This window comes from Proteiniborus ethanoligenes, from assembly GCF_900107485.1.
Taxonomy (GTDB): domain Bacteria; phylum Bacillota; class Clostridia; order Tissierellales; family Proteiniboraceae; genus Proteiniborus; species Proteiniborus ethanoligenes.
This window is the reverse complement of sequence record NZ_FNQE01000009.1, coordinates 43409-54651: the sequence shown is the minus strand read 5'-3', so window position 1 is coordinate 54651 and position 11243 is coordinate 43409. Positions and strand designations below refer to the sequence as shown.

The 11243-nt window shown below is 31.4% G+C and carries 10 protein-coding genes; all 10 read right to left on the bottom strand.

Annotated features, from left to right (window positions below):
* Positions 1-4: 4 nt before the first annotated feature.
* Complete coding sequence (locus BLV37_RS05110) at positions 5-1189, bottom strand: pyridoxal phosphate-dependent aminotransferase (RefSeq protein ID WP_091728303.1); 1185 nt, start codon at positions 1187-1189, stop codon at positions 5-7.
* 103 nt (positions 1190-1292) lie between these two features.
* The gene (locus tag BLV37_RS05105) at positions 1293-1670 is read right to left on the bottom strand and encodes a PadR family transcriptional regulator (RefSeq protein WP_091728200.1); all 378 of its coding nucleotides are present in this window, start codon (positions 1668-1670) and stop codon (positions 1293-1295) included.
* Positions 1663-2508, bottom strand: a complete 846-nt coding sequence (locus BLV37_RS05100) for a PHP domain-containing protein (protein ID WP_091728197.1) — start codon at positions 2506-2508, stop codon at positions 1663-1665. Before BLV37_RS05100 ends, BLV37_RS05105 begins: the two co-directional genes overlap by 8 nt.
* 113 nt (positions 2509-2621) lie before the next feature.
* Positions 2622-2882, bottom strand: a complete 261-nt coding sequence (gene spoVS, locus BLV37_RS05095) for a stage V sporulation protein SpoVS (protein ID WP_050354976.1) — start codon at positions 2880-2882, stop codon at positions 2622-2624.
* A gap of 143 nt (positions 2883-3025) precedes the next feature.
* Positions 3026-4558 (bottom strand): ribonuclease Y, encoded by a 1533-nt coding sequence (gene rny, locus BLV37_RS05090; protein ID WP_244270472.1) that lies wholly within the window; start codon positions 4556-4558, stop codon positions 3026-3028.
* A gap of 276 nt (positions 4559-4834) precedes the next feature.
* On the bottom strand, positions 4835-5869 hold the full coding sequence (gene recA, locus BLV37_RS05085) for a recombinase RecA (protein WP_091728194.1): 1035 nt from the start codon (positions 5867-5869) through the stop codon (positions 4835-4837).
* A 96-nt stretch (positions 5870-5965) separates the two neighbouring features.
* On the bottom strand, positions 5966-7198 hold the full coding sequence (locus BLV37_RS05080; RefSeq protein WP_091728191.1) for a competence/damage-inducible protein A: 1233 nt from the start codon (positions 7196-7198) through the stop codon (positions 5966-5968).
* Between the two features lie 35 nt (positions 7199-7233).
* Entirely contained in the window at positions 7234-7779 is a 546-nt protein-coding gene (gene pgsA / locus BLV37_RS05075) for a CDP-diacylglycerol--glycerol-3-phosphate 3-phosphatidyltransferase (RefSeq protein ID WP_091728178.1), read from the bottom strand.
* Between the two features lie 53 nt (positions 7780-7832).
* The gene (gene mnmH / locus BLV37_RS05070) at positions 7833-8879 is read right to left on the bottom strand and encodes a tRNA 2-selenouridine(34) synthase MnmH (RefSeq protein ID WP_091728175.1); all 1047 of its coding nucleotides are present in this window, start codon (positions 8877-8879) and stop codon (positions 7833-7835) included.
* Between the two features lie 38 nt (positions 8880-8917).
* Complete coding sequence (locus BLV37_RS05065) at positions 8918-11209, bottom strand: FtsK/SpoIIIE family DNA translocase (protein ID WP_091728173.1); 2292 nt, start codon at positions 11207-11209, stop codon at positions 8918-8920.
* Positions 11210-11243 lie beyond the last annotated feature (34 nt).

Here is an 11243-nt window from a genome sequence, read left to right as displayed (position 1 = left end):
ATATTTATTTTAAAATTTCTTCAATCCTCTTTAAACCTTCCTCAATATTCTTCATTGAAGTTGCATAGGATAATCTAACAAAGTCATCTGCACCAAATGCAGAGCCTGGTATGACAGCAACCTTACCTTCTTCAAGAAGTAGATTTGCAAAATCTAAGGATGTGTTAATTGTTCTTCCTTTGATATTTAATCCTTTTAATTTTGATATATTAGCCATTACATAAAAAGCACCTACAGGCTTTTTACATGAGAGACCATTAATAGAATTGATTTTTTCTACCATGTAGTCTCTTCTTGCAATAAAATGTTTTTTCATTTCTTCAATTATAAATTGATCACCGATTAAGCCTTCAACACTAGCATATTGGGAAATGGAACAAGGATTTGAGGTTGTATGACTTTGTATATTAGTCATAACCTTTACTATCTCTTCATCGCAAGCAGCATAGCCAATTCTCCAACCTGTCATCGCATAAGCCTTTGACATCCCATTAATTACTATTGTTAGTTTCTTAATCTCTTCACTAAATGAGGCTATACTTATATGTTTGTGACCATCATATACTAGTTTTTCATATATCTCATCTGAAATAACAAATATATTGTTTTTAACTGCCCAATTAGCTATTTCCTTAAGCTCATCCTCATTGTATACTGTACCAGTAGGGTTACTAGGACTGTTAAGTATTAATGCCTTTGTTTTTGGAGTTAATACATAATCTAAATCTCTAACACTAATTTTAAAGCCATTCTCTTCCTTTGTTTCTATAGGTATAGGTATACCATCACATAGCCTAATAAATTCAGGATAGCTTACCCAATAGGGTATAGGCATTATTACTTCATCCCCTGGATTAAGAATAGCAAATAATGCATTGAAAATTGATTGTTTTGCTCCGTTTGATATAATAATGTTGTTTGTTTTGTAATCTAAATTATTTTCGCTTTTAAGTTTTTGACATATAGCTTTTTTCAACTCAGGAATACCAGATGTAGCTGTATATTTTGTATTTCCTGACTGTATAGCTTCTATACCAGCATTTTGAATGTTTTCTGGAGTATTAAAATCTGGTTCTCCTGCCCCAAATCCTATTACATTTATCCCCATTTCTTTCATTTCTTTAGCTTTTGCAGTAATTTCAAGAGTTACAGAAGGGTATATCATTAAAGCCTTTTTAGAAAGATTCAAATTCACAATAATCATCCTCCATTATATTGAGTATAAAAAACCATATAAATACAATTCTATGTAAATTTTGAAATTCCTTTTTAGAATTTGATAATAAATAATATTATTTTTTATATATATCAGATAAAGTGTTTTGAATTATTGTAAGTGAATCTTCAAAAAAGGGTTTATATAACAATTTTATTTTTTTATAATGTTCAAATCCGCTATCAGTTATTTTATAGTATCTAATTGACCTTTTATCTGGCTCCTGCCACCATCCTTCTATATAATTATTCTCTTCTAACTCTCTTAATAGAGGATATATCATACCTGGACTAGGTTCCCATCTGTTTTTAAGCCTAGATTTAATTGTTTCAATGATTTCATTACCATAGTAGTGTTTTTCCCTTAGCAAGTGCAAGATATACAGTTTAACAAAGGATGTAGTACTTAATTTCGATGGAAATTGTCTGTTTCTCTCATTCTTATATTCACTCAATCTTATTCTCCCCTCCTTTATAATATTGTGCTCTATCATATAAAAGCTTAACTTGATTAAAATCTACATAATAGTCACCAAGTACTGGGATACTATCAATAAATTTGTCATGAAAATCAGAGCCACCTGTTATTATAAGTTTATCCTTATGAGCTATATCACTGTATTTCACAACTTCTTCTATTGAATGTTTAGAGTGTATTGCTTCAATACCGTCAATATTAAGTCTTATGGCTTCTTCTATTGCTTTTTGATTTTCTATGAGACCTGGATGTGCAATAATTGCTGCACCACCAGCACTATGTATTAAATTAACACCTTCTTCTATTGAAAGTCTATATCTTTCAACAAAAGCTGGTTTAGACCTTCCAATATATTTTTCAAAAGCTTCTTCTATAGAGCTAACATAGTTTTTTTTAATCATTGCTCTGGCTATATGAGGCCTTCCAATGACGCCTTTCCCAGCGATTTCATGTATATCAGCAATAGATAATTTAAGTCCTAATGCATTAAGCTTTTTGACTATTTTTTCGCCTCTAAATAATCTGGATTCCCTTAAAACTTTTGTTTTTTCTATAATTTCTTTACTTTCATAATCAATAAAATAACCTAATATATGTATTTCTTCATTTCCGAAAATACAACTAATCTCTATACCTGGTACTATAATAATATTATATTGTTTTGCGCTTTCAATAGCAGTTGATATTCCTTCTATTGTATCGTGATCAGTAATTCCTATTGCCTTAATATTCTTTTTATAAGCCCACTCTACAATTTCAAAAGGAGTTAATATTCCATCAGAGGCTATTGTATGGACATGTAGATCAGCTTTCATTATTAACTCACCCTTTTTAATCTTATTAGTAATTGTATACGTTTTTATTATTATTTTACCCTAATTATTATTAAAATAAAAAAACCTGCACATTTTAATGCAGGTTTTTTTTATTACCTTGGTTCAACAATTAACTTAATAGCTGTTCTTTCTTCCCCATCAATCTCAATGTCAGTAAACGCTGGTATGCAAATTAGATCAACACCACTAGGAGCAACAAATCCTCTAGCAATAGCTACTGCTTTCACTGCTTGGTTTAGAGCACCTGCACCTATAGCTTGAATTTCAGCAGCGCCTTTTTCTCTTAATACTCCAGCTAATGCTCCAGCAACGGAATTTGGATTTGATTTTGCTGATACCTTTAATACATCCATTAAAATAGCCCCCTTAAATTATAATATTTATTGCAATATGATTATAATATTCTACAAATAACAAAAAAATCCTCTTTTATTTACTAAATATTTTCAAAATATTTTAATTTTGGGATATTAAAAAAGAGAAGACATAGTCTTCTCTATTTTGCATATTCAATAGCTCTTGTTTCTCTTATTACGTTTACTTTAATTTGACCAGGGTATTCTAACTCATTTTCAATTCTTTTTACTATTTCCCTAGCCGTATGAATAATTTGATCGTCATTTATGATTTCAGGTTTAACCATTATTCTAATTTCTCTTCCAGCTTGTATAGCAAATGATTTTTCGATACCTTCAAAAGTATTTGCTATTTCTTCAAGCTTTTCTAATCGTTTAATATAAGCTTCTAATGTTTCTCTTCTAGCTCCTGGTCTAGCAGCGGATATTGCATCTGCAGCCTGTACCAAAACAGCCTCTATAGTTTCTGCTTCCACATCCCCATGATGTGCTTCCATAGCATGTATTACTTCTTTAGATTCTCGATATTTTCTCAATATATCTGCCCCAATGGCAACATGTGGTCCTTCTACTTCGTGGTCAACAGCTTTTCCTAAATCATGTAAAAGACCTGCTCTTTTAGCTACTTTTATATCAGCACCTAGTTCAGCTGCCATTAGCCCAGCTAAGTGAGATACTTCAATAGAGTGTTTAAGTACGTTTTGGCCGTAGCTAGTTCTGTAATTTAATCGACCTAATAGCTTAATAACTTCTATATGAAGTCCGTGTACTCCCGTTTCAAAAGTAGCTTGTTCTCCTTGTTCTCTAATATGGTTGTCTACTTCTTTCTTTGCTTTTTCAACCATTTCTTCTATTCTAGCAGGATGTATACGACCATCGATAATTAGTTTTTCTAGAGCAACTCTTGCTACTTCTCTTCTAATTGGGTCGAATCCAGATAAAATAACTGCTTCAGGAGTATCATCAATAATTAAGTCAATACCAGTTAATGTTTCTAATGTTCTAATGTTTCTTCCTTCTCTACCTATAATTCTACCCTTCATTTCATCATTTGGCAATGAAACTACTGTTACTGTAGTTTCTGCTACGTGATCAGCTGCACATTTTTGGATAGCATAGGCAATAATTTCTCTTGCTTTCTTTTCGCCTTCCTCTTTCGCTTTGTTTTCTATTTCCTTTATCATTATTGCTGCATCGTGTGTTATTTCTTTTCTTATATCATTCAATAGAAACTCTCTTGCATCTTCAGATGTAAGGCCGGAAATCCTTTCTAGCTCTTCTATTTGCTTAACATATAGTTCGTCAATTACTAGCTCTTTTTGTTCTAAATCCTTTAATTTCTTTGCTAATGATTCTTCCTTTTTTTCTAATGACTCACTTTTCCTATCTATAGATTCTTCTTTGTGAATCAGTCTTCTTTCTTGCTTTTGGATTTCCATTCTTCGTTCTCTTATTTCTCTCTCTAAATCATTTCTAGTTTTATGAATTTCTTCTTTAGCTTCGAGAAGCAACTCCTTTTTTAAAGTTTCCGATTGTTTTTTGCCTTCTTCGACTATTCTAGAAGCTTCTTCTTCGGCATTTTTTATTTTTGCTTCGGCAATTGTCTTTCTTATATATATACCTAATAAAACTCCAATTGCTAAACCGCTAACTCCAACAACTCCTGGAATCACTATTGGTAAAATGATAAAGCACCTCCTTTACTATTAAGTTTTCAAGTTTCAAGCTTCTCTTTTCATAACACTTACATTCTTACAAAATAAGTAGAATATAAAAATATAAACCGAGTAATCTCGGTTTAAGAGATCCTACATATTGGTTTGTAAAACATATTTGTAATGCTAATATAAGCATATTGCTATACGATTTTATTGTATTACTTTTTATTTTATATGTCAAGTAAATAAATAAATGGCGCAACATGCGCCATTTACACAATATAATATTTATTATTCATCGTTTTCACTAGAATCATTAGTGGGTTTAACTGCCGCTACATTTTGAAGGTTATATTTTTCTCTTATTTTTTCTTCTATTTCATTAGTTATGTCAATATTTTCACGTAAAAATTCTTTTGCATTTTCCCTACCTTGCCCTAGTCTGTTAGAGCCGTAGCTATACCAAGAACCAGATTTATTTATGATTTCAGCTGTTACACCTACATCTAGAATATTTCCTTCCTTTGATATGCCTGTACCATACATAATATCAAATTCTGCTTGTTTAAAAGGAGGTGCGACTTTATTTTTAACTACCTTTACCCTAGTTCTATTACCTATAATATCTTCTCCTTGCTTTAAGGATTCCGTTCTTCTAACTTCTAATCTAACAGATGCATAGAATTTTAACGCTCTACCACCAGTAGTGGTCTCTGGGTTTCCAAACATAACACCTACTTTTTCTCTCAACTGATTAATAAATATAGCTATAGTATTAGACTTCTTAATTGCTCCCGCTAGCTTCCTTAAAGCTTGAGACATTAAACGTGCCTGTAAGCCTATGTGGCTATCCCCCATTTCTCCCTCTATCTCTGCTTTAGGTACTAATGCAGCCACAGAGTCAATTACAACAATATCTACCGCTCCACTTCTGACTAAGGCTTCGGCTATTTCCAAGGCTTGTTCTCCAGTATCCGGCTGTGATACTATTAAATCTTCAATATTGACTCCAAGGTTTTTCGCATAGCTTGGATCTAATGCATGTTCAGCATCAATAAAAGCGGCTGTTCCGCCTATTTTTTGTGTCTCTGCAATAGCATGTAATGCAACAGTAGTTTTACCTGAAGACTCTGGACCATAGATTTCTATGATTCTTCCCTTCGGTAATCCTCCGATTCCTATTGCAATATCTAAATCAAGAGAACCCGTAGATATTGCTTCAACATTGAGCTTAGAATCTTCTCCTAGTTTCATTATAGAACCTTTTCCAAATTGTTTTTCAATCTGACTTATAGCCATTTCTAAAGCTTTCTTTTTTTCGATCATAAAGTATTCCCAGAAAAACTGGGTTCACCACCCTTATCATTATTCGAACAAATGTTCTATTTAGATTATATAATAGTATTAAATATTAGTCAAACATTAAATTAACTCTAATAAATATTTCCTTATAAGGTTAAAAGCAGAATTTGCAAATCTCTGTCTGTTTGTTTCCCTGCTTCCATTAAAATTATTTTTAATAACTATATGCCTTTCTTTAGTTGCTAAACATATATATGCTAATCCTACAGTCTTATCCTTAGTTTCACCAGAAGGGCCAGCTATTCCTGTGACAGAAACACTAATATCAATTGGGCTGTTATTTAATAATCCTTTAGCCATTTCAACTGCAGTTTCTTCACTTACAGCCCCATAATTATTAAGAGTCTCTTGGCTTACATTTGCTTCTTCTATTTTTGACAAGTTACTATAAGTTATATATGATCTTTCCAAAACTCTAGATGCTCCAGGGATGCTTGCTATTCTTGAAGTAATAAGTCCTGCTGTACAAGATTCACAGAAACCTATTTTAAGTTTTCTTTCATTTAGCATTTTAAATATAACTTCTTCAATAGTTTCATTATTATAACTATATATGTATTCTTTTATCCTTTTATCTAGCTCTATTTGCATAGTGTTTAAAAGCTCATTTGCAGCCTCAATACTGCTGGCTTTTGCAGTTAATCTAATATCTACTTGTCCCCTTCCAGCATAAGTGGCCAAAGTAGGATTAGTCTGCTCATGGATTAAATCTGCTATTTTTTCTTCTAATAATGATTCACCAACACCTATAGTTCTTATTATTCTTGATTTTATAATAAGATTTGATTGTAATTTTAGCATTGGAATTGCATAATTGTTAAACATTGGGATTAGTTCTACTGGTGGACCAGGAAGTAAAACTAATATTTTTTTGTCTTCTTCAATATAAAAACCAGGTGCTGTACCAAAATCGTTATTTAATATTCTGCTGCCTTCAGGTACATAGGCTTGCTTTTTGTTGGATTCTGGCATTATTCTATCAATAAAAAAATCATTAATGCTCTTTAAAATCTTTTCATCTAAATACATTTTTTTATTAATGGCTCTACATACTGCTTCTTTTGTACAATCATCCTCTGTCGGTCCAAGTCCTCCAGAAAAAATTAATATATCTGCTCTTTTTAAAGCATTTATAGTAGTTTCTAATATCCTATTTTCATTGTCTCCAACTGTAGTTTGATAATAGACATCAATTCCCATTTCTGCTAATTTTTCAGATAAAAATTTAGCGTTTGTATTTAGAATATTACCTAAAAGTAGTTCTGTTCCAACACTAATGATTTCAGCTTTCATGTAATCACCTCGTAATTTACTGTTAACTATTTTAATTACTTATTGCTGGATAGAAATACTTTTTTATTTTTATATATGTAGTCTGCGCCAGAAATAATTGTAAACAAAACTGCTAAAACTACGGCAACTTTGTCAAAAGGTAAGCCTATTTTATTAAATGGGAAGTTATTAATGAGCAGAGAAATAATTGCTACAATTTGAGTAATAGTCTTAATTTTTCCCCACCAGCTAGCTGCAATCGTAATACCTTCTGAAGCTGCTATTACTCTTAGTCCAGTAATTGCAAATTCTCTAGCAATAATAACAACTACGACCCAAGCAGATAGTTTACCCATTTCAACAAGAGAAATTAATGCTGCTGACACTAAAAGCTTATCAGCTAATGGATCCATAAATTTCCCAAAGCTAGTGATTTGGTTCCTACTCCTCGCGATATATCCATCTAAAGTATCTGTTAATGCTGCTATTATAAAAATGCCTGCAGCAATATAATCTGCATTTGAAATATCTAAAAAAAGAAAAAACATGAAAACAGGAACTAGAAATATTCTTATTATTGTCAGTTTATTAGCTAGATTCATTCCAAACATCTCCTAAACTATTTTATTGATTATTAAATGTTAAATTATACTTTTCATAGGTTCAATTTACTAACAAATTCATTTAATTGTTCTAATGCATTTTCAATATGGCTGTACTCTATAACATCATCATATTTATCAATTTTCTCAATAGAGTATCTGTACAGAGGATCATAATAACTAATCATAAGTTCTCTTATAACTAGAGAATAGTTTTTATTGTTTAACTCTTCAATTAGTACATTAACCTTTTTAATTCCCAACTTCTGAGTTAACCTCATAATTGCTTTTTCTATCTCTATATCTTTACTAAAGGAAGATATGGAGATATAATCATCCATAATGTTTTTTACTCTATTTTCTAAGCAGGTATCTATTAAAATGTGATACCCTTCCTCCATATCTTCCATAAGAAAATTGGGGATTACGGCTCTTCCTACTTTTTTGCTTTCGCTTTCTATGAAAACATAGTTTCCTACAAATTCTTGGAATTTTTTCAAAAGTAAAGATTCAAATTTTTTTTGAGAATATGATTGGCCTTCAAAAGCAATATTCCCAAATACAGAACCGCTATTATGAGCAAGTTCCTCTAAATTTAAAATTGACTTTCCCTGCTTCTCTAATAAACTTAATATTTTTGTTTTCCCTGTACCAGTATAGCCATGTAAAACTATATATTTGAACTTCCCCTTATAATTATAGAGTTGTTTTACAACATACTTTCTATAGCTTTTGTAGCCTCCTTTAATTAAATACACTTTAATTCCCATAATTTCTAACACTCTAGCTATCGAATTACTTCTCATACCTCCTCTAAAGCAAAATAATGCAATATTTTTATTGCTTTTTCTTATCTCATCTGCTTTATCATAAAATGTTACTAGCTTACGAGAAGCATATTCTAAGCCAATTCTTTTTGCTTCTTCTTTATTAATTTGAGTATAAACATATCCAACATGCTTGCGCTCTTCATCGTTTAAAACAGGAATATTATACGATCCTATAATCGTATCCTCTTCAAACTCACTTTCACTTCTCACATCTACAAAAACTAAATCATTTCTATGTAACGCTTCATCAATATCTATTTCTTGTATCATTATTCCACCTTCTAATAAATTAAATTGTCTTTAGTAGATTAATCCATCTCTAGTTCCTCTTTTGTAACTAAAACCTTTCTAGGCTTACTTCCTTCATATCCTCCAACAACTCCTCTTATTTCCATTTCATCTATAATACGAGCTGCCCTTGCATATCCTATTTTTAATCTACGCTGTAGTAGTGAAATTGAAGCCTGACCTTCATCTACTACAATTTCTATTGCCTCCGGAAGAAGCTTGTCAGATTCATCTGTCGCAACTTTAAAATTGTTGTTTATTTCTCCTACAATTTTTTCTTCATAATTTGGACTGTATTGACTCTTTAGATATTCAACAAGTTCATTAATTTCTTCTTCACTGATATAAGCACCTTGTATTCTTACTGGCTTTGACTCTCCTACTGGATAGAATAGCATGTCTCCTTTACCTAGTAGTTTTTCAGCACCTCCCATATCTAGAATAGTTCTTGAGTCTGCTTGAGATGATACAGCAAAAGATATTCTTGAAGGTATATTAGCTTTAATTGTTCCTGTAATAATATCTACTGATGGTCTCTGAGTGGCAACAATTAAATGTATCCCTGCCGCCCTAGCCATTTGGGCAAGTCTACAAATATAATCTTCAACTTCTGATGCAGATACCATCATTAAATCTGCAAGCTCATCTATAATTATAACTAGTTGAGGCAATTTTTCCATTTCTGAGTTGTTAATAGCTTTATTGTTATAAGATTCCAGATCCCTAACATTATTTTTTGCAAATAAATTATATCGCTTTGTCATTTCTTGTACTGCCCAATTTAGTGAAAAAGCAGCTTTTTTAGGGTCAGTAACGACTGGAATCAATAAATGTGGTATACCATTATATATACTGAGTTCAACAACTTTAGGATCTATAAGCAATAGTTTAACCTCATCTGGCTTAGCTTTGAAAAGAATACTAGCAATCAAAGTATTTATACAGACACTTTTACCGGAGCCTGTAGCCCCTGCAATAAGTAAGTGTGGCATCTTTCCAATATTAGCCACAATAGGCTTTCCTGCAATATCCTTCCCTAAAGCCATAGGAATTAATGTATCTACGTTGTTATATTCTTTCGACTGCAATATTTCTTTAAGACTTACTCCTGCTTTATGCTTATTAGGAACTTCTATTCCTATCGCAGATTTACCTGGTATAGGAGCCTCCATTCTTATATCTGAAGAGGCAAGACTTAAGGCTATATCATTAGTTAAGCTAACTATTCTACTTACTTTAACCCCTGGTGCAGGCTGTATTTCATATCTAGTAATACTTGGTCCTATGCTTACTTGCAATACCTTCGCTTCAATTCCAAAGTTACTTAATGTGTCTATCAGTTTATTAGCATTTAATAAAACTTCCTTTTTTTCAGTGCCTTTATTGTTAGTTTTTATATCTTTCAACAGTTCTATACTGGGTATTTGATAATTGTCATAGTTTACTTCCTCTGAAGTGTTGCTTATTTCAATGCTTTGTTCTTCTTTATCAATTAGGCTATCTTCTTTTTTTTCTATTAAAAGTTTACTATCAGTATTGTTTTTAGTATAATCTAAAACTCTAATCTTACTATCATTATCACTAGAGGAAGTTGTATTTACAGCCTCTTCACTTTTCACAACTAAATTATCAATAGTAATATTGTCTGCATATTTCAGATGGTCTACGGTCTCTTTTTCTTTGTTTTCAATACGAGTAGATTCTTTTACTCTATCCGATTTTTGCTTTGAAGTTATTAGAATCTTGCCTATTGTGACTTTAGCCAATTTTAATATACTAATATTGGCAAATACTAAAAAAGATATAATAATTATTGTTACAATTACAATATATGACCCAATACTTCCAAATAAGCTTAAAAATACATAAGACAAGGAAGAGCCTATGACTCCGCCTCCAGTAGCTAATTTACCTGAGAGAATAGCAGAATCACTTGCATCAATTGATAGCTTAACCCTATCTAAAAAAGATAATCCATCAACAAATGTTAAAAAATTTATATCTATAATAGTTAGCAAACTAATATAGGATATAATTACAGTAAGGAATCTTTTAAAATAGGCTTTTTTATTTAATATAAAAAGCAAACCTATTAAAACTATAATAATCGGAAAAAAATAACTCCCTAAACCAAATAGGGTTATTAGGGTTTTTCTAATGGCAGCTCCAAAAAAACCAGTGGATTTGCTATACATACTTATTAAAGACAGAAGCCCTATAGAAATAATTATTATCCCAATAATCTCTATTTTAACATTTCTTTTTCCTCTATCACTATTACTTGTTTTTTTTCTAATTTTAGCTTTAGCCATATAATCACCCCTAGTTAGTTTATTTCTACAGAGG

Excerpts from the sequence above, each read along its gene's own strand:
- BLV37_RS05065 (WP_091728173.1), bottom strand. The coding sequence starts at position 11,209 with ATGGCTAAAGCTAAAATTAGAAAAAAAACAAGTAATAGTGATAGAGGA.
- mnmH (WP_091728175.1), bottom strand. The coding sequence starts at position 8,879 with ATGATACAAGAAATAGATATTGATGAAGCGTTACATAGAAATGATTTA.
- BLV37_RS05100 (WP_091728197.1), bottom strand. The coding sequence starts at position 2,508 with ATGAAAGCTGATCTACATGTCCATACAATAGCCTCTGATGGAATATTA.
- BLV37_RS05080 (WP_091728191.1), bottom strand. The coding sequence starts at position 7,198 with ATGAAAGCTGAAATCATTAGTGTTGGAACAGAACTACTTTTAGGTAAT.
- pgsA (WP_091728178.1), bottom strand. The coding sequence starts at position 7,779 with ATGAATCTAGCTAATAAACTGACAATAATAAGAATATTTCTAGTTCCT.
- recA (WP_091728194.1), bottom strand. The coding sequence starts at position 5,869 with ATGATCGAAAAAAAGAAAGCTTTAGAAATGGCTATAAGTCAGATTGAA.
- spoVS (WP_050354976.1), bottom strand. The coding sequence starts at position 2,882 with ATGGATGTATTAAAGGTATCAGCAAAATCAAATCCAAATTCCGTTGCT.